We start from the raw sequence: 20,612 nt of genomic DNA, 5'->3' as shown, positions 1-20,612 counted from the left end.
GCCCCTGAATGAGCGACGCCTCGGGCCAGTCACCGCAGCCGGAGGGCGGCGGATCCGGATCGGGCACGGCCCTTCCCTCCTTCAGCCTCGACGGGCTGAAGGGCATGGCGATGCGCGGGGACATCTATCTCGCACTCGGAGTGATCGGGATTCTCTCGGTCCTGATCCTGCCCGTACCGACAATGCTGCTCGATATCCTGCTCGGGGTCTCGATCGCGCTGTCGGTGGTGATCCTGATGACTGTTCTGTTCATCGAGAAACCGCTCGATTTCAATGCCTTCCCGACGGTCCTGCTGATCGCGACCATGTTGAGGCTGTCGCTCAACCTGGCTTCGACCCGGCTGATCCTGGCGGACGGACATACCGGAACCGACGCGGCCGGTGATGTGATCCAGGCCTTCGGTTCCTTCATGATGAGCGGAAACGCGGCCATCGGGATCATCGTCTTCTCGATCCTGGTGATCGTGAACTTCATCGTCATCACCAAGGGTTCCGGCCGTATCGCCGAAGTCGCCGCACGCTTCAGCCTCGATGCGATGCCGGGCAAGCAAATGGCGATCGACGCGGATCTCTCCTCCGGCCTCATCAATGAAGATCAGGCCAGGAACCGGCGAGAGGAGCTGAGTGCGGAGAGTACCTTCTTCGGCGCGATGGACGGCGCCTCCAAGTTCGTGCGCGGCGACGCGGTCGCCGGCCTGCTGATCACCGTGATCAACGTGATCGGCGGCATGGTGATCGGCATCGCCCAGCAAGGCCTCAGCTTCAACGAAGCCTTCTCCACCTACACGCTCCTGACCGTCGGCGACGGCCTGGTCAGCCAGATTCCGGCGCTGATCGTCTCGACCGCCGCCGGTATGCTGGTCACCAAGGGCGGCACGACGGGAACCACCGAGAAAGCCGTGTTCGGCCAGCTCGGCGGCTATCCGAAGGCTCTCGCGCTCTGCGCCGTTCTGCTGGCGATCCTGTCCCTGCTTCCCGGTTTCCCGACCTTCATATTCCTCGCCCTCGCCGCCCTCGTCGGCGGGCTTGCCTTCATGATCTACAGCCAGGGCGAGAAGGCCGCTGCCGCCGAAGTGCAACGCGAAGCCGAGGAAGCCGCCGCACCGCCTCCGGAAGAACCGATTTCCTCGGCCCTGCATATCGACCTTGTGCGCCTCGAGCTCGGCTACGGCCTGCTGCCGCTGGTCAACGAGACCGTCGAAGGCCAGCGCCTGACCGATCAGATCCGCGCGCTCCGGCGCCAGCTCGCGGTCGAGAGCGGCTTCATCATGCCGCAGGTGCGGATCCAGGATAACCTCCAGCTCCCGGCGAACACCTACGTCATCCGCGTCAAGGAAATCGAGGTCGGGCGCGGCGACATCCGCCCGAACCGCCTTCTGGTGATGGATCCGGTCGGCAATCCGATCGATCTCGCAGGCACCGAGACACGGGAGCCGACTTTCGGCCTGCCCGCCATGTGGGTCGGCCCGGAACAGCGCGAGGAAGCCCTGTTCAAGGGCTACACGGTGGTCGATCCCTCGACCGTTGTGACGACCCATCTGACCGAGCTGATCCGGGACAACATGCGCGAGCTCCTGTCCTACACCGAAACCCAGAAACTGCTCGACGAACTGCCGGAGCAGTATCAGAAGCTGGTCACCGACGTGGTGCCGTCGAACATCTCGGTCGGCGGCCTGCAGCGCGTCCTGCAGAACCTGCTCGGCGAACGGGTGTCGATCCGGGATCTGCCGACCATTCTCGAGGGTATCTCGGAGGCCTCGACCTTCACCCGCAACATCACCCTGATGACCGAACATGTGCGCACGCGTCTCGCACGGCAGATCAGCGAGCAGAATACCGCGGACGACGGCGTGATCCATCTCGTCACCCTGTCGCCGGACTGGGAACAGACCTTCGCGAACTCCATTGTCGGCCAGGGCGAGGACCAGCAACTCTCAATGCCTCCGAGCAAGTTGCAGGAATTCATCACGGCGCTCCGAAACTCCCTGGATCAGCTGGCGGAAATCGGAGAATTCCCGGCCGTTCTTACATCTCCGGGCATAAGGCCCTACGTTCGTTCGATCGTCGAGCGGTTCCGCTCGCAGACTGTGGTAATGTCTCAAAACGAGATTCACCCCAAGGCACGGATCAAGACGCTTGGCCAAGTATAGTTTTCGTCTAGGGCGCTCCGAAGACGCGCATCGCCGGTGAGGGACCCATGCGCCTGAAGACATTTTCCGCCGAAACGATGAACGACGCCATGGCGCTGGTGAAGCAGCACTTCGGCGAGGACGCGATCATCGTTTCGACCCAGACGGGAGAGAACGGGAGCGGCGTCCGGATCACTGCGGCGATCGATCAGGTCGAGGACGATTTCGATTTCGAGGACGAGACCTACGAGGACGACCTCTATCACGACCCGATCGAGACCATCACGGACGCGCTGCTCAACAACGGCGTGCCGCCGCAGCTCTCCGACGACCTGATTGCCACCGCCGAGGAGATGGCACTGGAGGACCCGGTGCTGGCGCTGGCCGGAGCGGTGGACCGCTATTTCAGCTTCGCGCCGATGCCGCTCGGAACCGCCGAGAAACCGATCCTTCTCGTCGGCATGCCCGGTGCCGGCAAGACCGTCACGATCGCCAAACTCGCGACCCAGATCGTCATGCGCAAGCAGCCGGTGCGCGTGATCACGACAGACACCGTGCGGGCCGGAGGTTTCGCTCAGCTCGAAGCCTTCACCAAGATCCTGAAACTCAAGCTGATCAGTGCCGGCACCCCGGAAGAATTGCGGGCCGCGGTCGAGGGTGCCGGTGGGCGCGGGCATATTCTGATCGATTGTCCCGGCGGCAATCCCTTCGACGACACCGATGTCTCCCGCCAGGCCCGCCTGATAAAAGCCGTGGATGCCGATGTGGTGCTCGTCATGGCCGGTGGTTCTGATCCGATGGAGGCGGCGGAAATCGCCCGGATCTATCGCGAGCTCGGCGCCCGGCGCCTGCTGCTGACGCGTCTCGACATGACCCGGCGCTTCGGCTCGTATCTCAGCGCCGCCGCGGTCGCCGACCTGCAGTTGACCGAAGTCGGCGTCGGACCGAATGTCGCGGACGGGCTCCGGCCGATGAATCCCGTTACGCTGGCCCGATTGTTGCTTCCACACTCCGTGGTGCAGAACTTCAACGATGCAGAGCCGGAAGTGCGGGGCGCCTATGGCTGAAAACGTTAACAGGGAACCGGACGAAGGATCTGTCCTATGATGTCGCCTGCCGATAAGCCGCGTCAGACTGCCGCCAGCGGGACGGCCCTCAAGGGGCCGAAGATCCTCGCCGTTGCCTCTGGCAAAGGCGGCGTGGGCAAGACCTGGTTCTCGGTCACCCTCGCCCACGGTCTCAGCCGGATGGGCCAGAAGGTGCTGCTGTTCGATGCCGACCTCGGGCTCGCGAACGTCGATATCCAGCTCGGCCTGATGCCGCAGCGCGATCTCGGTGGCGTGATCGGCGGACGACTTTCGCTCTCCCAGGCCAAGATCCATTACGAGGACGGCAAATTCGACATCATTGCCGGACGCTCCGGTTCCGGGAGCCTCGCCACCCTGCCGGCGAACCGTCTGCAGTCATTGGGCAACGAACTGGTTCAGCTCTCCGACAGCTACGACCGGGTCGTCATGGATCTCGGCGCGGGCCTCGACCGCACGGTACGGATCCTGGCCTCGCGGGCCGGGCAGATCGTGGTCGTCACGACGGCGGAGCCGACCTCGCTGACCGACGCCTATGCCTTCGTCAAGGTGGCGCACCAGAACGATCCGAATTGCAATATCTCGATCGTCGTGAACAGCGCCGATTCCGTCAATGACGGCCGGAAGACCTACGAGACCCTGCGCAAGGCGACGATGAATTTCCTGAAATTCGAGCCGGCCCTGCTCGGCATCGTCCGACGCGACCGCAAGGTCATCGAGTCGATCCGGAACCAGAGCCCGATCCTGAACCGGTTCCCGTCGACCATGGCTTCGACCGACATGGAGGCCATCGTCGACAAGCTGCTTTAGCAGCAACGAGAGCAGATTGAGCACCGTCCAGCCAACCGCCCCGACGCCGCAGACAGGAACCTCCGGACAAACCCCGGCGGCGCAGGTCGAAGGACGGGTCACGGGCGGAGCCAACGTCCTTCAATCGGGCGCTGCGGCAAAGCCACCCGCCCAGCCCACACCGGCGCCGCAGCAGCCGGCACCGCAGCCTCCGCAGAGCGGCGCTCAGCAAACTCCGGCTCAGCAAGCGCCGACGCAGCCGACGGCTGCACAAACACCGGCACCGCAGACACCGCCTCCCCAGTCGGCCCGGACACCTGCGCCTCCTCCGGCATCAAGCGCGCCACAGCAAAACCCTCCGCCGCAGGCCGGACCGTCGCAGGGCAACGCACCCACGCCGCCTCCGCCACAAGCGACAGCGCGCCCGACGGCGCCCTCCGCATCGCCGCCGCCCTCACCGCCCGCACAGACAGTACCGGCACAGGTCTCCGCGTCAGCCCGCCCGGCGCCGCAGGAAGCGACCGTCACCCGGATTCTGACGGACGGGACCGTGTCCGTGCGCACCGCTGCCGGCGAGGCCACGATCCAGATCAATTCCAGGCAGATCCCGGCCTTTCTGCGCGCCGGTGCGGTGGTCGCCCTGACCGCGCGGCAGACCGAGAACGGTCTGCAGGCCCTGATTCAGCCGCGGTCCGCGCTCCAGTCCGACGCCGCGGGCACCGCGACTGCAGCGCGCTCCGCGACAGCCGCTTCAGGTGCCGCCCAGACCCAGGGACCGACACCGAGGACGTTGCCGCCGCTCACGGACGGACAGGTCACGCGTGCCATCGTGCTGCGCACGGCCTCGCTGCCGCAGGGCATTGCAAGCGGACCACTGCCGACTGCCGCGAGCGGCCTCACCCCTCAGCAGGCAGCTCAGGCCGCAGCGCGCTACCTGCTCGCGTCCAGTCCGCAACTGAAACCCGCGATTGCGCTTCCCACTGCGGCGGCGCAGCCGGCGGCCCAATTTGCGCCCGCAACAGGCACACCAGCGGCAACAGCCGCGCCGCCTCAGGCACCGGCAACAGGCGGCGCGCAAGGATCACCGGCTCCCGTCCCCGCCTCGCAAACACCTCCCGGGACATCCTCCGGACAAACGTCTTCCGGACGAGCTCCTGCGGCCCCCGCAGCGCCGGCCACAAACAAAGGAACCGTGCCGCCCTCGTCGTCGGCGACCGGCACAGCGGGCCAGACGCCGCAAACCGGCGCGACGGCCGCGGTACGTACGGCGGCTCAGTCAGTATCCTTGCCTACCGGGTCGGCGCAGACGGGTCAGCCCCAGAGCGGCCCATCCGGCGCGCCAGCGCCGGCGGGGACACCGGCGCCCGCCACCGCTCAGCCGGCGGCACCCCCGACATCCCCCGCGCAAAATACTGCCACCGGAACGGGGACCGTTTCTGCAAGCGGTCCCGAGGCAGGCCGGGCTGCACCGCAGCAGCCCGCGTCTTCCCCTGCCGCCGCCCCGACAAGTCCGACAGCCGCACAGACGGCGACCGTCCCACGCCCTGGCGCCGCGTTGCCGCCCGGCACCGATTTTCCAGTCCGTGTGCTGTCCGTCGGTCAGACCGCGAGCAACGCGCTCAACGCGCAACCGGGTTCCGGCGGAACGGTGATTTCCGGAACCATCGTCGCCACTGGCGGGAACGGTCAGGCGATCGTCAATTCCCCGATCGGCCTGCTCGACGTCGCTGCGCGTGCCGAGAGCGGCCAATTGCAGTCGGAAGTCCGCATGGAGATGCTCTCCCGCGCCGCCGCCGAAAGTGCCGGACGGAGCGGCACCGCGCAACCGGCACCGCTTGCGGTCCTGTCCCGCGAATGGCCTGCGCTGGAAGAAAGCCTGCGGGCCCTGGAGATTTCCGCTCCGCAGGGGGCCGCGCAGCTCGCCGCGACCATCGCCCGGCCAGGACCGCAGCTCACTGCCTCTATGCTGTTCTTTCTCGCCGCGGTACGGGGCGGCTCGCTCGGCAGCTGGCTCGGCAAGGAAGCGAATCAGGGCCTAGAGAGTTCCAACAGCCGTCTGCTTTCCGCTCTCAGCGGCGATTTCCAATCACTGAGCCGCGCCAGCGACGGCGGGCCGGAGAGCGGCGGTTGGCGGGCGTTCTTCATGCCGGTGCAACACAACGACGCACTGGAGCAACTTCGCCTCTTTGTCCTCCCCGCGCCCTTCCAGCCGACCGATGACGACAGCAAGCGGGATGACGAGGAGGAGCGCGAGGAGAGCGCGGAGGACGGCAAAACACGCTTCATCGTCGATCTGCTCCTGAGCGGGCTTGGTCCATTCCAGATCGACGGGTCGGTTGCGAAAAAGTCGCTTTCCCTGCTGATCCGGACCAGGCACGCGCTGCCATCACAAATGCGGGCGGACATCATCGACATCTTCGAGACCACAGCGGCCCGTACCGGCATGGAAGGCGCGGTCAGCTTCAAGGTGCAGAAGGAGTTCCCCCCGCTCCCGCTCGCCGAACTGATGCCGGACGGACGTCAGGGACCGGACGTCTACGCCTGACGCGCGGCCCGAGCCGCGATTTCCTAGCCTTCCCGCCGCTTCATGATATTGAGGGCGATCTCGTCCAGTTCCATCTGTTCCAGCCGGGCGATCCGTTCGGCTTCCCGCGCAGCATGTTGTTCCTGAGCCGCTTCCGCCTTGCGAAGCTCCTGGTAGGCATCAAGGACTTCCTCATTGGCGGCATCGATCTCGCTCTGTTTCGCCGCGATACGATCGGCGAGAGCCTTCTCGCGCAGCTTGAAATGAGCCATGTAGCCTTCCAGTGCCAGGCGCGCATCGAGAGACGTACCAGCAGCCTGCTTTTCCATCTCCATCTCGCGCGCCATGCCCTCGCGTTCCGAATGCAACGCCGCCTCTTCCGCAAGCAGCGCGCCCATCGCACGACGCTTTTCGTCGAGTTCCCAGGTTCTGAGGCGGACGAGTTGTTCGAACTGGCTCACGATTCATCCTGTTCTTCGTCGTTCGGCCCGGGGGCCGCGTCGCCGATCATCGAGAGAATCGCATCAAGCTGATCGTATCCGGCGTCGAGCGTCGCCGCCTCGTTCTTGTCCTGCGACAGGAACCGCTCGAGAGAGTCATGGTAGAGGATCGCCTCGTCCACCTCCGGATCGCTGCCTCGGCGATAGGCCCCGAGCCGGATCATGTCCGCCATGTTCTCGTAGGTCGCCATCAGCGCCCGGGCCCGGCGGACCAGCGCGTTCTCCGCGACGGTGTTGCAGTCCGGCATGGTGCGCGAGACGCTGCGCAGGATATTGATTGCAGGGTAGCGCCCGCGGTCCGCGATGCCGCGATCGAGCACGATATGGCCGTCGATGATACCGCGCACGGCATCCGAGATCGGCTCGTTGTGGTCGTCGCCCTCGACCAGCACAGTGAAGAGTCCGGTAATCGTCCCCTCGCCGGTACCCGGGCCCGCCCGTTCCAGCAATTTCGGCAGTTCGGCGAAGACCGTGGGCGTGTAGCCCTTGGAGGCCGGCGGCTCGCCGGTCGCCAAGCCGATCTCGCGCTGCGCCATGGCGAAGCGGGTCACGCTGTCCATCATGCACATGACAGTCTTGCCCTCGTCGCGGAAATATTCCGCGACCGCCAGAGTCAGGTGGGCTGCCTGCCGGCGCATCAGTGGCGACTCGTCAGAGGTCGCGACGACGACCACGCTGCGGGCAAGGCCTTCTTCGCCAAGATAATCCTGGATGAATTCCTGCACCTCGCGGCCGCGTTCGCCGACCAGACCGATGACGTTCACCTCGCTCTGGGTGAAGCGCGCGATCATCGACATCAGCATCGACTTTCCGACCCCGGATCCGGCGAAGATGCCCATGCGCTGGCCCTTGCAGACCGAAACGAACGTGTTGATCGCGCGGACACCGAGATCCAGCTTCTCGCCGACCCTCTGCCGGGCATGGGCCGGCGGCGGCGCTGTCTTCACCGGGCACCCCTTAGGACCGTCACCGAGAGGCCCTTTGCCATCCACCGGCTCGCCCATAGCGTTGACGACCCTGCCGAGCCACCCTTCGTGCGGAAAGATGACCGGCGCCGCGTCGGAGATTTCGGCCCGGCTTCCGATGCCGATTCCGTCCAGGGACCCGAACGGCATGGCCAGAGCACGGCCATCCTTGAAACCGACAATTTCGCAGCTCACCCGCGTGCCGCTCCGGGCCTGAAGATGCAGCCGGTCTCCGATCGAGAGTGCCCGGTCGACCCCCCCGACCTCGACCATCATGCCGAGAACCGCGGTCACGCGACCGTAAAGCCGGAACTCGGCGATCTTGTCGATTTCAGATGCGAGATTTCCGAGAGCAGTCGCCACCTGACGGTCTCCAACGGGGACAGGAGCCCTTTCCGAGCGCCTTTCGCGAACCTAGGTAAAGGAGTCTATCATCAACCGGGTCGTCTGGCACGCCTTGGACCGGACAGAGCCTTGGGTTAATGGTTTGTTTATCTAAAGACGTTAACGTTTATACTAAATCAAATTTTGGGAGGGTCCCATGCGAGTACTCCTGGTGGAAGACGATACCGCAACGGCTCAGAGCATCGAACTGATGCTGAAGTCGGAAGGTTTCGTCGTCGACGTTACCGAGCACGGAGAAGACGGCCTGGAGATCGGCCGTCTCTACGATTACGACATTATCCTGCTCGACCTGATGTTGCCGGATCTCGACGGGTATGAGGTCCTCCGCCGCCTGCGAAGCTCGAAGGTTGAGACACCGATCCTGATTCTCTCTGGCCTGTCCGAAATGGACAACAAGATCAAAGGCCTCGGATTCGGCGCCGACGATTATCTCACCAAGCCGTTCGACCGGCGCGAGCTGATCGCCCGGATGCAGGCGATCATCCGCCGCTCCAAAGGCCATTCCGACTCGGTGATCGAGACCGGCCCGATTTCCGTCAACCTGACGACGCGGAGCGCGGAAGTCGACGGCATGCCTGTCCATCTCACCGGCAAGGAATTCGCGATCCTCGAACTGCTTTCCCTGCGCAAGGGCACGACGCTGACCAAGGAGATGTTCCTGAACCATCTCTATGGCGGCATCGACGAACCCGAACTGAAGATCATCGACGTGTTCGTCTGCAAGCTGCGCAAGAAACTCTCGAAGGCGACCGGCGGCGCCAATCACATTGAAACCGTTTGGGGCCGCGGCTATGTGCTGCGCGATCCGGATGCCGAGACCGCTTCCAAGAGCAAGAAGGTCAAGGAACCGGCCGAGTAACCTCCGCTCGATCTGGAATCAAGAAAAGGGCTGGCTCCGACGGGGCCAGCCCTTTTCTCATGCCATTTTCCGGTTTCCGACATGGGCGAGCGCTCAGATTGCGGCTTTCTGGCCCCCCGCCCCCGTCGGCATATACATGCCGCGCTGGCCCTTCACCGGCTGGAACTTGTCCGTGATGCTGATGACGGTCTCCGCGCCACCGAGATAGAGGTAGCCGTCCGGCGCCATCTGCCGCGAGATCCCCTCGAGAACCTGGCGCTTGGTGTCCTGATCGAAATAGATCAGGACGTTGCGACAAAACACGATATCGAAATTTCCGAGCGCGCGCGGATCCTGCAGCAGATTGAACTCGCGGAACGTCACCATCCGGCGGATCTTCTCGTTCAGCTGCCAGCGATCGCCATCCTGCTGGAAATACTTGACCAGGAGCTGGACCGGAAGACCGCGCTGCACCTCGAACTGAGAATAGACGCCGGCGCGGGCGCGGGCGATCATTTCGCTGGAAATATCCGTGGCAATGATCTCGACCCGCCAACCGGCGAGTTTGGAGCCGAGTTCGTCGAGAACCATGGACAAGGAATAAGGCTCCTGCCCCGATGAACAGGCCGCGCTCCAGATCCGGATCTGCTTCTTCGCCGCCCGCGTTTCCATCAGCGTCGGCAAGACCACGGTCTTGAACTGTTCGAACGGCGTGCGGTCGCGGAAGAACAGGGACTCGTTCGTGGTCATCGCATCGGTGATGGAATTGACCAGCCGCTCGTCGCGCCGCGAACGCAGCGTCGAGACGATCTGTTCGATGGAACTCAGTCCGTGGCTGCGCGCAACCGGCTGCAGACGCGTTTCGAGCAGATAGCCCTTGTCCGGTGTCAGAACGAGGCCCGACTGTTTGTAAAGCAGACTGGACAGAAATTCGAAATCTGAGCTGTTCATACCAGCCTACCCCCTCGCCAGCCGCTGGACGCTGGCGCCGATTTCCGTTACCGGAAGAACTTCGCAGCACAATCCCGCTTGCGCAACCGCGCCCGGCATCCCCCAGACCACACTTGTCATCTCGTCCTGGGCGATCACGTCGCCGCCGGCTTCAACAATCGTCCGACAACCCTCGCGTCCGTCATGGCCCATACCGGTCAGAATAACCGCAAGCACGCGTCCATACGCCTTGACCAGGCTGCGCATCATCGGATCGACCGCCGGGCGGCAGAAATTCTCCGGCGGCTCCTGGTTGAGCGCGATCACTTTCTCCGAGCCTTCGTTTTTCACGGTCATGTGATAGCCGCCCGGAGCCAGATAGATCCGGCCCGGTGCCACCACATCGCCCGACTTCGCTTCCGAGCAGACCCAGCCGGAGGATTTGGTGATGTGTTCCGCCAGGATCGTGGTGAAGGTCGGCGGCATATGCTGCGTTACAAGGATCGGCTGCCGGATCGTCTTCGGAATGTCGGCAAGAACCTTGAAAAGGGCCTGCGGTCCGCCGGTCGAACTGCCGATCGCGATCACTTCCGGCTTTCGGCCACTCGGCTTTCTCAGCGGAAACTGTACGGCTGCTGCCGGTGCCGGGCGTGTCGCGGTGGCCCGGGCAGCGGCCGGACGCGCAGGCGACGCGGCCTTTCCGGGCGCGGCAGTGACCGCAGCTGCGGACGTTCCGGACGGTTGAGCGGACCCTGCCTTGCGGCGGCGCTGCGCTCCGAAAGCCTTTACCTTGCTCAGAAGATCGCTCGGAAAATCGGCCGCGCCGGTCATCTCGGAGGTGGAACTCGGCTTGGTCAGATAATCGCGCGCGCCGAGCGACAAGGCCTTGAGAGAGATCTCCGCATTCCGCGCTGTCAGCGTCGAGGCCATGACGACCTGCACTTTTGGATCGACTTTCAGCAACTCGGGAAGCGCGGTGATGCCATCCATGCGCGGCATTTCAATGTCGAGCACGATGATCTCGACATCGTTGTTCTTCAGGGTGTCGATCGCGCGCTGGCCGTCCCCGACGGACGCGACGATCTTCACATCTGGATCGGCTTCGAGAAAGCGCGTGAAGAGACCGCGGATCACCGCGGAATCATCCACCAACATTACTCTGTACGGGTCATTCGACCGCGGTTTTGGTTCCGCGGACGCACTATGTCCGCGCATCTACAACAACCCGATCTGAGAGAACTTTGTTTCGATGATCTCGCTGTCGAACGGCTTCATGATGTATTCGTTCGCGCCTGCGGCGAGCGCTTCCTGGATATGGGCCATGTCATTCTCGGTGGTGCAGAAAACCACCAGCGGACGGTCGCCTTCCGGAAGTTTTCGAAGCTCGCGCAGGAAATCGATCCCGCTCATCACCGGCATATTCCAGTCGAGCAGGACGGCATCGGGAAGTGCGGCCTTGCAGGCGTCGAGCGCAATCTGTCCGTCTTCGGCTTCGGAGGTCTCGAACTTCAACTCCTCGAGGATCTTCCGGGCCACCATTCGGACGACCTTGGAGTCATCCACAATCAGACAGGTCTTCATCAAAAAGCTCCGCGAATCGTCACGCGTAGATTGTCGCACACTCTTTCGAGCGTTGCACTCTAAGCCGCCTCTTCACCCTGGAACCGCAGGAGCGAGGGCACATCAAAAACAACCAATAGGCTATCATCGAGGCGATAAATCCCGGTGGACACCTCGCGGATGTTCTCGCCCAGCGTCGCAGGGTGCTGCTCGAAGGTCGCCTCGTCGAGCGAGAGCACCTCGCCGACCGAGTCGACCATCAGGCTGTAGAGCTCGCCCTGGTCCTCGACCACGACGCTCATGCCTTCCTGGTCCTCGTCACGCGGCGGCATGTTCAGGCGGCTACGGATATCGATTGCGGTGACGATGCGGCCACGCAAATTGAGAGACCCGGCCACTTCCTTCGGAGAGAGCGGGATACGGGTGATCCGTTGCGGTCCAAGCACGTCATGGACCTGGAGCACCGGAATACCAAAGAGCTGTTTGCCGATCATGATCGAAACGAACTGCTTCAGCTCGCCGAGCGCGACAAGGCTTTGCCCGGTGGATTGAGTCGCAGGTAAATCCGTCATCAGTCCCTCACGCGTCGATGGTTTGCGCCAGCGTTTCGAGCAGCGCGTCACGATCAAGTTTGGCGATATAGTCCGTGAAACCTACTTCGCGGCCACGGTCGAGATCACGCGGGCTCGTATGCGAGGAGAGCGCGATGATCGGCGTTTCCTGCCAGCGGTCGATCGAACGCAGGCGGCGGGTCAGTTCGAAACCGTCCATCCCGGGCATCTCGATATCGCTGATGATGGCGTCGAAATCTCCTCCGTTTTCGCAGAGATCGAGCGCGGCTTCCGCATGTTCCGCGATCGTAACCTCATAGCCCGCCACCGACAGCAGCGGCTTGATGAGATTGCGGAAGAAGGCACTGTCATCGACCAGCAGGACCCGTCGCGATCCTGCCGGCTCCTGGCTGTCACCGTCGCCGGAGCCGAACCAGTCGCCATAGGCCTGGGTCAGGTAGTACCCCGCATCGATCACTTCGGTCGCTTTGCCGGCAATGACCGCGCTGCCCATGAGCCACGGATGATCCGGGCGGACCTCGATATGGATCCGGTCCTCGACGATATCGACGATCTCGTCGACGATCAGGCCCATCGAGCGATCGTTGTCGGTGAAGACAAGCACCGGCTGACGACCTTCCTTCGCGAGTTGCATTTCATCGACCATCGGGATCAGCGGCATGAGCTGCCCGCGATACTGCACCAGCGGCCGACCCTCGGAATACTCGACCGAGGCAAGGTCGATCTCCTCAAGGCGCGCGACGAGAGCGAGCGGCACCGCTTTCGGGCTCTCGCCGCCGGCACGGAACAGAAGCAATGAGGAGACGTCGGCACGATGGGCCAGCTGGCGAGCCGTGTCCTTCGCATCTTCGTCGACCATCTTGAGCTCTCCGCTCGCGGACGCAATCCCGTTCGGATCCAGGATCATGATCACGCTGCCGTCGCCGAGAATGGTGTTTCCAGAGAAGAGCGTGATGTTGCGCAGGATCGGAGCCACCGGCTTGACCACGATTTCCTCGGTGTCGAAAACCCGGTCGACCATCACGCCGACCGAATAGGTCCCGACCTGCAAGACAACGATGAAGGTCTCTTGCGGCGTTTCCTCCTCGGCCTCGTCCAGACGAAGCAGACGGCGCAGGGAGACCAGGGGCAGAAGACGGTTGCGCAGGCGCAGCACCGGGGTGCCGTGCACTTCCTCGATCTTGTGCTCGCTATTGTTCGATGCGCGGACCAGTTCGACGACGCTGAGCTGCGGGATCGCGAAACGCTCGCCGCCGGCCTCGACGATGAGGGCGGAGACGATGGCAAGCGTCAGCGGGATCTTGATGATGAAGGTCGAGCCCTTGCCGAAGACCGACTTAAGCTCGATCGTGCCGCCGATCTTCTCGATGTTCGTGCGCACGACATCCATGCCGACGCCACGGCCGGACACCGAAGTGACCTGGGCAGCGGTCGAGAAACCGGCGCGGAAGATGAACTGCTGGATTTGCTGCTCGGACAGGGTATCGGCTTCGGCCTCGGCGACAAGGCCGTTGGCGATCGCCTTGGCCTTGATCTTCTCCGGGTCGAGGCCCTTACCGTCGTCCTTGATCTCGATAATAATATGACCGCCTTCGTGATAGGCGTTCAGGGTTACGGTCCCGCCTTCCGGTTTGCCGGCGGCGACGCGGTCGACGCCATCCTCAATGCCGTGGTCCGCCGAGTTGCGGACCATGTGGGTCAGCGGATCCTTGATCAGCTCCAGCACCTGACGGTCGAGTTCGGTGTCGGCGCCCAGCATGACCAGTTCGATCTTCTTGCCCAGTTCGATGGAGAGGTCACGGACCAGTCGTGGCAGCTTGGACCAGGCATTGCCGATCGGCTGCATGCGCGTTTTCATCACGCCTTCCTGCAGCTCGGAGGTCACTTGGCTGAGGCGCTGCAGGGGAACGGTGAACTCGCTGTCCTTTTCGTTGCGCGAAATCTGCATAAGCTGATTTCGGGTCAGAACCAGCTCGCTGACCATTGTCATCAGGTTTTCGAGCAGGTCGACGTTCACGCGGATGGTCTGGTTGGCAACAGAGGACTCGCGGACCTGCTTGTCCTGTTCCGGCTGTTTCGCGACGCTCTGACCGCCACTGACGGCGACTTCCGTTTTCGCGGCCGGCGGCGGCGCTTCCGCTTCGGGTTCCGCTTGAGCCGGCTCTTCGGCGGACTCTGCTTCAGGCTCCTCCGCGGCCACGTCCTCAGGGCCGGGCGCTTCCATGAAGGCGCGCTCCAGTTCGTCGAGGCTAACCTCGCCCGGTTTCAGCTCACGCTCTGGTTCCGGAGCGGGCTCCTCTGCGACGGTCTCTTCCGCCGCTGCCGCGGCCACCGCCCCGTCATCCAGCGCTCCACCCTCGGCGACGACGTTGAGACGGTCGATCAGATCCTGATCGTCGCCGTCCGGTTCAACCTCGTTTTCTTCGAGGGATGACAGCAGCCACTTGATGCGGTCGAAGGATTCCAGGATCAGCGTGATCGCGTCAGGCGTGACCTCGAGGCTACCATCGCGTATTCGGCCGAGGACGTTCTCCGCGGCATGCGCGACGGCCTCAAGGCGTGGCAGCCCCAGGAAGCCGCATGTGCCTTTGATCGTATGCACGAGCCGGAAAATATTGCTGAGCAGAGCCTGGTCGTTCGGATTCTGTTCCAGTTGGACCAGTTCGACATCGAGCTCCGAAACGCTCTCGGACGTCTCCGTCAAGAACTCGCTGAGTAGTTCATCCATCAATCAAACCCCACTCTTTCTCGTTCGGCGCCCGCACACCCTGTGATCCGGAAGGTTCACATTCCGGACCGGCGCAAACTTCCCGGACACATCGACCGTAGTTCAAACCGATAAAAAAAGCGTTAACCCAATCAGTCCAAAGGCATTGCTCCCGATCCTCCGGTTTTGTCGGCGCATCACGGCCTCCACAACCGGACCTCGAGGGCATTCAAGCCTGTCTCAAAGGCGAATTCCATTCCGAACCGGCCGGCGTTTTCCGCCGCGACATGCGCCACAACGGATCTGCTGGTCAAATCCTCGATGTCAGCGTCCATTTCGAGAGCGGTCGAGATTTCCGGAAGCAGATTCGCGCCGTCACCGGCCGCCTTCAACACCACCTCATCGCCATTTTCGCCGGCGATCGCGAGGGCGATGGTTCCCCCACGCGGCAGACATTCACAGAGCGTGCAAATGAAGCCGAGCGCCACCTTGATCGTGCCGACCGGCGGCCGCACCGTCTTCGGATCCGTCGGGCACTCAAGCTCGAACGCGATCTTGCGCGCCTTCAGATAGGGTTCCGCCAGCGCGGCGCCGTCGGCCACGGACTGGTCAGCCGTCGAGCCCGCTCCGCCGAAGGCGACTCGGAAGAAAGACAGACGCTCGGACGCCTGACGCGCGCTGGTTCCGATCAACGCCAGCGCTTCTTGCTCGAGATCGCCACCGCCGCCGCCAAGATCCGAGATCAGTTCAGCCCCGTTCACGGTCGCACTGACGGGACTGATGAGATCATGAAAAAGCCGCGACAAAAGTATATCAATCAATCTCATATGCTCTGACATGCGGAACCGCTCCGGTGTCTCATTCTATTTGCGCGATGTTATCACACAATACGATCACGGCCTTTCCTTGTGGTTCGGAAAAATTGCCGCAGCGAAATTTGTTGAAGTTTGATTCCGCTTTCCTTCACAATTCCTTAATCGCGTGTTCTTAAGTGCCGCGGCAGCATCGAGACGCAACGTTTACGAGGGTGCAATGTCCAATTTCCTCACTCCTGGAAGTTTCGTGATGCTGGCGGACGAACCTGACTGGGGAATTGGACAGATCCAATCGGTCGTCGGCGATCGCGTCACCGTCAATTTCGAGCATCGCGGAAAGCAACTGATCAACAGTGCAAAAGTCGACCTGGTCGCAGCCGATGACCTGGTTGAAGAAAGACGCGCCGCCCGTTTCGGCTGATTCGCCTTTCCCGGCCCCGCAGATTCGGGGCAATGAAACCAAGAACGCATGCTCCCGCTCCCCCGCCTGACGCCCGCCTGGGTGATTTCCGAAACCGAGGATGGCGCGGCAAGGACGGCCGCCGAGTTCGTCAGGCGTCTGCAGGCCCGCAGATGGCGCGTGACCTCGCCTGGTTCCGAGGCCCTATCGAAAGAGCACGATCTCGCGTTTGTGGATCTTGGGGCGGCCGGACCGTTGTCCGGCCATGAATTGTCCGCCCTGTTCGAGCAGGCAGGGAAACTCGATATCCCGCTTCTCCTGACGGGACCGGCGAGCCTCCTTGCCGATCTGCCCGTCTTAAGCGATCTGCGCCCCTTGCCGGTGCTGCCGGAGCGGCTCTTCCAATGGTGGGGGCCGGAACGCGCGGACGAGGAGATGATCCGAAACCTCCCGCCAACTCCGATCACCCGTGTCACTGCCGGCCAGCGCTGGGCAATGGTCGAAACCGAAAACACGGTCGGCCTTGCCGCCATGCCGTTGCTTGCGAGCGGACAGGCATCGGACACTCCGGCAAACACCGGCACGGACTATATCGGTGCGCCTCTCAGGGCACTTGCAGAAAGACTGCGCATGCCCGCCGGGATCGAGCGTTCGCTCGCCTGCGCGGCAATCAATGCCGGCAATCTCGCTCCCGACGGAGGTTCGGCAGATGACGGCCTGCTGCCGGAAGCGGGATCGGGAACGGACCGGACCGTGATTGTAGGCCGTTTCCCAGATCTCGCCCGAAAGCGTCCCGGGGCAGTCGTGCTGGAAAAGTATCCCGGCCCAGACGACCTGCCGGCGGACGCCGCGCCCTATGTCATTCCGGGAACCGATCATCTCGTCGTCACCTCGTCTGCCTGGAGCAACGGCACGCTCGCCGGCCTGTTGCGCCTCGCGAGCGGGAGCCGCGTCACTCTTGTTGGCCCGGGCACTCCGCTCCAGCCGGCGCTACATGCCTACGGCATTCAAAGGCTCGCCGGTTTCGTCGTTGCGGATCGGGAGCGAACACGCGAGGTCATCGCCGCCGGTGGCGGCGTGAAGGCGTTCAAACCTCACGGCAGGCAGGTCGTACTCACGGAAGAATAGCGCTGCGGTTATTCGACCGAACAGCCGATCCGCTCGCCGGCGTCGGAAACGACGAGCGTCTCGCCGACCTGCATCGTGACCCAGCAATCGTCCCATTGCTTGCGGCTACGCGCCTCGACCTGAACGGTTTGCGCTCCGGCCTTGAACTCCATCTTCCCCGAATCTCCGGCGGAAACGACCAGAATGTCCTCGGTCCACAGTTTTACCCGGACCCGGGCTTCCGTGGACGAGTCGTTCCTGACATTGATGAAATCGAGCTTCGGACCCGGCTTTTCCTCTTCGCCGAAACAGCCGGTGAGACCGGTCAGCGCCGTCACGATCAGAATGGTCGAGAGGATTCGGGTCATCAGGTGCCGCCGGAAGGTCGCAAGGTGAAGAAAAGCTTTAAGAATCTTACGCCTATGCGGGCCGAATGAGAAGACCTTCTACAAAAAACCGAAAACAGGGGTCTAGCGCGCAACCTGCTCGTAAACGCGTTCCGCTTCCTCCAAGTCATCCGGATGGTTGACGTTGAAAAACGGATCAGTTGGCTTCTCGGGAAAAGCAGCGACCGAGAGTTTGAATCTCGCGGTCCAAAGATCAACCTTGCGGATGTTTTCCTGCTCGATCGCATTCTGCAGATTATCTGCAAGCCGTACCGGCCAGAGACCGATCACCGGATGTCGACGCCCGCCCGATGCGACGCAGGCGAGTTCCGCCCCCTCCGCTTCGATCGCCGCCGTCAGACGCGATACGATATCCGTCGGCACGAAAGGCGCGTCGGTTGCAACTGTCAGGACCCAATGCGCTTCGGGCGCGTGTTGTGCCGCCCAACGCATACCGGTCAGCACGCCGGCCAAGGGCCCCGGTTGCCCCTCCACCACGTCCGGCGCCACCGGCAGGCCATACCCGGCGAACCGTTCCGGGTCGCCGTTCGCATTCAGCACGAGCCGGCCGACCTGGCCGCGGATCCGCTCGATCACATGCGACAGGATCGGTCGTCCCGCGAGATGCCGCAGAGACTTGTCGCCTCCGCCCATGCGGCGCGACTGTCCCCCCGCGAGCAGAACGCCGACGATGTCGTCACGTTCAACCGGCATCGGAAGACACGCTCGCCTTGCGCGCACTGCGGGCAGGCTCCTCGCCGACGGCGGCGAGGTCCGCGTCGTAGATAAGCCGCGCCTCGCCGGAGAGCGCGATGAACCGTTTGCCTTTGGCGCGACCGATCAGTGTCAGACCGGCCTCCCGCGCGAGATCGACGCCCCAGGCCGTAAAGCCCGAGCGCGATATGAGGATCGGAATTCCCATCTGCACCGTCTTGATCACCATTTCGCTGGTCAGGCGGCCGGTCGTGTAGAAGATTTTGTCGCCCGGTTCGATCCGGTTCAGGAACATATAGCCCGCAATCTTGTCGATCGCGTTGTGCCGGCCGACATCCTCCATGTAGATCAGCGGTTTGTCCTCGCGGCAAAGGACACATCCGTGGATCGCCCCGGCTTCGAGATAGAGGCTCGGCGTCAGGTTGATCTGCCGGGACAACGCATAGATCCAGGATGTTCTGAGCACGGCATCGTGCGGGAGTTCGATATCCTCGAACTTCTCCATCAGGTCGCCGAAGACAGTGCCCTGCGCGCACCCGGAGGTTCGAATCTTTTTTTGCAGTTTCTCTTCGTAATTCGTTTCGCGTTCGGTACGAACCACCACGACCTCAAGGTCATCGTCGTAATCGATCCCGGTGATCACGTCGTCGGCACGGAGCATGTTCTGGTTGAGCAGGTAGCCCACCGCGAGATAGTCGGGAAAGTCGCAGATGGTCATGGCGGTGACAATTTCCTGACCGTTCAGGAAGATCGTCAGGGGCCGCTCCATGATGACCGAAATTTCCTGCTCCCTGCCCTCGTGATCGAGTCCCGTCAGCCGCCGCGTCAGGCGCGGATCGTCCGGCCGGGGTCCGACAAGATAGTCTGGTGTCTCGTGTGTCATGAATTCACTATGGGCAGAGCGCCCGGCGCAGGCAATCCACATCGCGGTAAAGCGCAGGGTCGACGTCCCGAATTTTCAGCGCGATATTGAATGCGGAAACGCTGGGCGCTATATCAGGCTGTATATATCGGCCGCGAATGACCCGGTCGGCCGCCAGGGAGGAGACATGCTCGATCCGTTCGGACGCGACGTCAGCTATCTCAGGGTTTCGGTGACGGATCGCTGCGACTTCCGCTGCGTCTATTGCATGTCCGAAAACATGACCTTTCTGCCGAAGAAGGATCTCCTTACCCTCGAGGAGATGGACCGGCTGTGCTCGACATTCGTCGATCTCGGCGTGAAAAAACTGCGCTTCACCGGCGGCGAGCCGCTCGTTCGCCGCAACATCATGAGCCTTTTCCGCGCCATGCAGCGCCATCTCGAAAGTGGCGCGCTCGAGGAAGTGACGGTGACGACGAACGGCAGCCAGCTCGGCCGCTTCGCGCACGAACTCTACGATTGCGGTGTCCGGCGGGTGAATGTCTCGCTCGACACGCTAGACCCGGCGAAGTTCCAGAGCATTACCCGCTGGGGCAAGCTGGATCAGGTGCTGGATGGTATCGGAATTGCCAAACGCGCCGGTCTCGCCATCAAGATCAACGCCGTCGCCCTCAAGGGGGTGAACGATGCGGAGCTTGGCGACATGCTGCAATGGTGCGGCGACAACGGTTACGACATGACCGTGATCGAGGTCATGCCGATGGGCGATATCGGCGGAGAGGACCGGCTGGACCAGTATCTGCCGCTCTCCCTCGTCCGGGCGAAGCTCTCCGAACGTTTCACGCTGACAGACATCCCCTACAAGACCGGCGGCCCGGCACGCTATGTCGAGGTCGGCGAGACCGGCGGACGGCTCGGTTTCATCACGCCGCTCACGCATAATTTCTGCGAAAGCTGCAACCGTGTGCGCCTCACCTGCACCGGCACGCTCTATATGTGCCTCGGACAGGACGATGCCGCGGACCTTCGTGCGCCGCTCCGGGCAAGCGAAGGGAACGAGCCGCTGATCGCCGCGATCGAGGAAGCCATTTCACGCAAGCCCAAGGGTCATGATTTCATCATAGACCGCCGGCACAACGGTCCCGCGGTCAGTCGGCACATGAGCGTCACCGGCGGCTAGTCACAGCGACCTTCACGAAAACACGGTTCAGGCTGTCCCTCTTGCGCATGCAACATTTCGATGCGGAGGCCCGGCCATGCGACGGCGCACCAGACAGTTCCAGAGCTTTGCCCTGCGGCAAATGCAGTTCCAGCTCCCTCTGAA

The 20,612-nt window shown here is 62.9% G+C and carries 20 protein-coding genes; 8 read left to right on the top strand and 12 right to left on the bottom strand.

The annotated features are described in order from the left end of the window. Positions 1–8 precede the first annotated feature (8 nt). Genes flhA through ACOOE1_RS01800 form a run of 3 tightly spaced genes read left to right on the top strand, consistent with a single transcriptional unit; the run spans position 9 to position 4,024 of the window. Positions 9–2,150: a flagellar biosynthesis protein FlhA gene (gene flhA, locus ACOOE1_RS01810; protein ID WP_420404637.1), complete on the top strand. Its 2,142-nt coding sequence runs from the start codon at positions 9–11 to the stop codon at positions 2,148–2,150. A 47-nt stretch (positions 2,151–2,197) separates the two neighbouring features. After that, positions 2,198–3,196: a hypothetical protein gene (locus ACOOE1_RS01805; protein ID WP_420404636.1), complete on the top strand. Its 999-nt coding sequence runs from the start codon at positions 2,198–2,200 to the stop codon at positions 3,194–3,196. Between the two features lie 39 nt (positions 3,197–3,235). After that, complete coding sequence (locus ACOOE1_RS01800) at positions 3,236–4,024, top strand: MinD/ParA family protein (RefSeq protein ID WP_420404635.1); 789 nt, start codon at positions 3,236–3,238, stop codon at positions 4,022–4,024. Between the two features lie 660 nt (positions 4,025–4,684). On the opposite strand, the gene ACOOE1_RS01795 is transcribed toward ACOOE1_RS01800, so the two are convergent. Then, positions 4,685–4,864: a hypothetical protein gene (locus tag ACOOE1_RS01795; RefSeq protein WP_420404634.1), complete on the bottom strand. Its 180-nt coding sequence runs from the start codon at positions 4,862–4,864 to the stop codon at positions 4,685–4,687. Between the two features lie 724 nt (positions 4,865–5,588). Between ACOOE1_RS01795 and ACOOE1_RS01790 the strand changes: the two genes are divergently transcribed. Beyond that, positions 5,589–6,548 carry a hypothetical protein gene (locus tag ACOOE1_RS01790; RefSeq protein ID WP_420404633.1) on the top strand — a complete coding sequence of 320 codons (960 nt, stop codon included), beginning with the start codon at positions 5,589–5,591 and terminating at the stop codon, positions 6,546–6,548. 23 nt (positions 6,549–6,571) lie between these two features. Here ACOOE1_RS01790 and ACOOE1_RS01785 read toward each other — a convergent pair whose 3' ends face one another. Both ACOOE1_RS01785 and fliI read right to left on the bottom strand, forming a co-directional pair. After that, positions 6,572–6,988, bottom strand: a complete 417-nt coding sequence (locus ACOOE1_RS01785; RefSeq protein WP_420404632.1) for a hypothetical protein — start codon at positions 6,986–6,988, stop codon at positions 6,572–6,574. Continuing rightward, complete coding sequence (gene fliI, locus ACOOE1_RS01780) at positions 6,985–8,355, bottom strand: flagellar protein export ATPase FliI (RefSeq protein ID WP_420404631.1); 1,371 nt, start codon at positions 8,353–8,355, stop codon at positions 6,985–6,987. The genes ACOOE1_RS01785 and fliI overlap by 4 nt, the downstream gene beginning before the upstream one ends. Before the next feature lie 178 nt (positions 8,356–8,533). Between fliI and ctrA the strand changes: the two genes are divergently transcribed. Further along, positions 8,534–9,256, top strand: coding sequence for a response regulator transcription factor CtrA (gene ctrA / locus ACOOE1_RS01775; protein WP_420404630.1), 723 nt, complete (start codon positions 8,534–8,536; stop codon positions 9,254–9,256). 93 nt (positions 9,257–9,349) lie between these two features. Here ctrA and ACOOE1_RS01770 read toward each other — a convergent pair whose 3' ends face one another. The 6 genes from ACOOE1_RS01770 to ACOOE1_RS01745 all read right to left on the bottom strand — a co-directional run bounded on the left by ACOOE1_RS01770 (position 9,350) and on the right by ACOOE1_RS01745 (position 15,765). After that, the gene (locus ACOOE1_RS01770) at positions 9,350–10,186 is read right to left on the bottom strand and encodes a CheR family methyltransferase (protein WP_420404629.1); all 837 of its coding nucleotides are present in this window, start codon (positions 10,184–10,186) and stop codon (positions 9,350–9,352) included. 6 nt (positions 10,187–10,192) lie between these two features. Next, positions 10,193–11,380: a protein-glutamate methylesterase/protein-glutamine glutaminase gene (locus ACOOE1_RS01765; RefSeq protein WP_420404628.1), complete on the bottom strand. Its 1,188-nt coding sequence runs from the start codon at positions 11,378–11,380 to the stop codon at positions 10,193–10,195. Then, complete coding sequence (locus tag ACOOE1_RS01760) at positions 11,381–11,746, bottom strand: response regulator (RefSeq protein ID WP_420404627.1); 366 nt, start codon at positions 11,744–11,746, stop codon at positions 11,381–11,383. A 59-nt stretch (positions 11,747–11,805) separates the two neighbouring features. Next, complete coding sequence (locus tag ACOOE1_RS01755; protein ID WP_420404626.1) at positions 11,806–12,297, bottom strand: chemotaxis protein CheW; 492 nt, start codon at positions 12,295–12,297, stop codon at positions 11,806–11,808. A 7-nt stretch (positions 12,298–12,304) separates the two neighbouring features. Beyond that, positions 12,305–15,025: a chemotaxis protein CheW gene (locus tag ACOOE1_RS01750; protein ID WP_420404625.1), complete on the bottom strand. Its 2,721-nt coding sequence runs from the start codon at positions 15,023–15,025 to the stop codon at positions 12,305–12,307. A 176-nt stretch (positions 15,026–15,201) separates the two neighbouring features. Further along, a complete protein-coding gene (locus ACOOE1_RS01745; RefSeq protein ID WP_420404624.1) occupies positions 15,202–15,765 on the bottom strand; it encodes a histidine phosphotransferase family protein in 564 nt (187 codons plus the stop codon). A 271-nt stretch (positions 15,766–16,036) separates the two neighbouring features. Here ACOOE1_RS01745 and ACOOE1_RS01740 point away from each other — a divergent pair, with 271 nt between their 5' ends. Both ACOOE1_RS01740 and ACOOE1_RS01735 read left to right on the top strand, forming a co-directional pair. Next, positions 16,037–16,240 (top strand): DUF3553 domain-containing protein, encoded by a 204-nt coding sequence (locus ACOOE1_RS01740; RefSeq protein ID WP_420404623.1) that lies wholly within the window; start codon positions 16,037–16,039, stop codon positions 16,238–16,240. 48 nt (positions 16,241–16,288) lie between these two features. Further along, positions 16,289–17,347 (top strand): Rossmann-like domain-containing protein, encoded by a 1,059-nt coding sequence (locus tag ACOOE1_RS01735; RefSeq protein ID WP_420404622.1) that lies wholly within the window; start codon positions 16,289–16,291, stop codon positions 17,345–17,347. A gap of 8 nt (positions 17,348–17,355) precedes the next feature. Here ACOOE1_RS01735 and ACOOE1_RS01730 read toward each other — a convergent pair whose 3' ends face one another. The 3 genes from ACOOE1_RS01730 to ACOOE1_RS01720 all read right to left on the bottom strand — a co-directional run bounded on the left by ACOOE1_RS01730 (position 17,356) and on the right by ACOOE1_RS01720 (position 19,309). Next, positions 17,356–17,694 (bottom strand): hypothetical protein, encoded by a 339-nt coding sequence (locus ACOOE1_RS01730; RefSeq protein ID WP_420404621.1) that lies wholly within the window; start codon positions 17,692–17,694, stop codon positions 17,356–17,358. A gap of 102 nt (positions 17,695–17,796) precedes the next feature. Continuing rightward, on the bottom strand, positions 17,797–18,426 hold the full coding sequence (gene mobA / locus ACOOE1_RS01725; protein ID WP_420404620.1) for a molybdenum cofactor guanylyltransferase MobA: 630 nt from the start codon (positions 18,424–18,426) through the stop codon (positions 17,797–17,799). Then, entirely contained in the window at positions 18,416–19,309 is an 894-nt protein-coding gene (locus ACOOE1_RS01720; protein WP_420404619.1) for a formate dehydrogenase accessory sulfurtransferase FdhD, read from the bottom strand. Before ACOOE1_RS01720 ends, mobA begins: the two co-directional genes overlap by 11 nt. Positions 19,310–19,475: 166 nt before the next feature. Here ACOOE1_RS01720 and moaA point away from each other — a divergent pair, with 166 nt between their 5' ends. Further along, positions 19,476–20,468 carry a GTP 3',8-cyclase MoaA gene (moaA, locus tag ACOOE1_RS01715; protein WP_420404618.1) on the top strand — a complete coding sequence of 331 codons (993 nt, stop codon included), beginning with the start codon at positions 19,476–19,478 and terminating at the stop codon, positions 20,466–20,468. Positions 20,469–20,612 lie beyond the last annotated feature (144 nt).

The organism is Nisaea sp., assembly GCF_965216895.1.
In the GTDB taxonomy this organism is placed as follows: Bacteria; Pseudomonadota; Alphaproteobacteria; order Thalassobaculales; family Thalassobaculaceae; genus Nisaea.
This window is presented reverse-complemented; position numbering and strand designations above follow the sequence as displayed.

What these genes read in the sequence shown, in the direction of transcription:
- ctrA (WP_420404630.1), top strand. Translation starts at nt 8,534, where the DNA reads ATGCGAGTACTCCTGGTGGAAGACGATACCGCAACGGCTCAGAGCATC.
- ACOOE1_RS01805 (WP_420404636.1), top strand. Translation starts at nt 2,198, where the DNA reads ATGCGCCTGAAGACATTTTCCGCCGAAACGATGAACGACGCCATGGCG.
- ACOOE1_RS01735 (WP_420404622.1), top strand. Translation starts at nt 16,289, where the DNA reads ATGCTCCCGCTCCCCCGCCTGACGCCCGCCTGGGTGATTTCCGAAACC.
- ACOOE1_RS01755 (WP_420404626.1), bottom strand. Translation starts at nt 12,297, where the DNA reads ATGACGGATTTACCTGCGACTCAATCCACCGGGCAAAGCCTTGTCGCG.
- ACOOE1_RS01720 (WP_420404619.1), bottom strand. Translation starts at nt 19,309, where the DNA reads ATGACACACGAGACACCAGACTATCTTGTCGGACCCCGGCCGGACGAT.
- ACOOE1_RS01765 (WP_420404628.1), bottom strand. Translation starts at nt 11,380, where the DNA reads ATGCGCGGACATAGTGCGTCCGCGGAACCAAAACCGCGGTCGAATGAC.
- ACOOE1_RS01730 (WP_420404621.1), bottom strand. Translation starts at nt 17,694, where the DNA reads ATGACCCGAATCCTCTCGACCATTCTGATCGTGACGGCGCTGACCGGT.
- mobA (WP_420404620.1), bottom strand. Translation starts at nt 18,426, where the DNA reads ATGCCGGTTGAACGTGACGACATCGTCGGCGTTCTGCTCGCGGGGGGA.
- ACOOE1_RS01740 (WP_420404623.1), top strand. Translation starts at nt 16,037, where the DNA reads ATGTCCAATTTCCTCACTCCTGGAAGTTTCGTGATGCTGGCGGACGAA.
- ACOOE1_RS01800 (WP_420404635.1), top strand. Translation starts at nt 3,236, where the DNA reads ATGTCGCCTGCCGATAAGCCGCGTCAGACTGCCGCCAGCGGGACGGCC.
- ACOOE1_RS01760 (WP_420404627.1), bottom strand. Translation starts at nt 11,746, where the DNA reads ATGAAGACCTGTCTGATTGTGGATGACTCCAAGGTCGTCCGAATGGTG.
- flhA (WP_420404637.1), top strand. Translation starts at nt 9, where the DNA reads ATGAGCGACGCCTCGGGCCAGTCACCGCAGCCGGAGGGCGGCGGATCC.
- ACOOE1_RS01795 (WP_420404634.1), bottom strand. Translation starts at nt 4,864, where the DNA reads ATGCCCTGCGGCAGCGAGGCCGTGCGCAGCACGATGGCACGCGTGACC.
- ACOOE1_RS01770 (WP_420404629.1), bottom strand. Translation starts at nt 10,186, where the DNA reads ATGAACAGCTCAGATTTCGAATTTCTGTCCAGTCTGCTTTACAAACAG.
- moaA (WP_420404618.1), top strand. Translation starts at nt 19,476, where the DNA reads ATGCTCGATCCGTTCGGACGCGACGTCAGCTATCTCAGGGTTTCGGTG.
- ACOOE1_RS01750 (WP_420404625.1), bottom strand. Translation starts at nt 15,025, where the DNA reads ATGGATGAACTACTCAGCGAGTTCTTGACGGAGACGTCCGAGAGCGTT.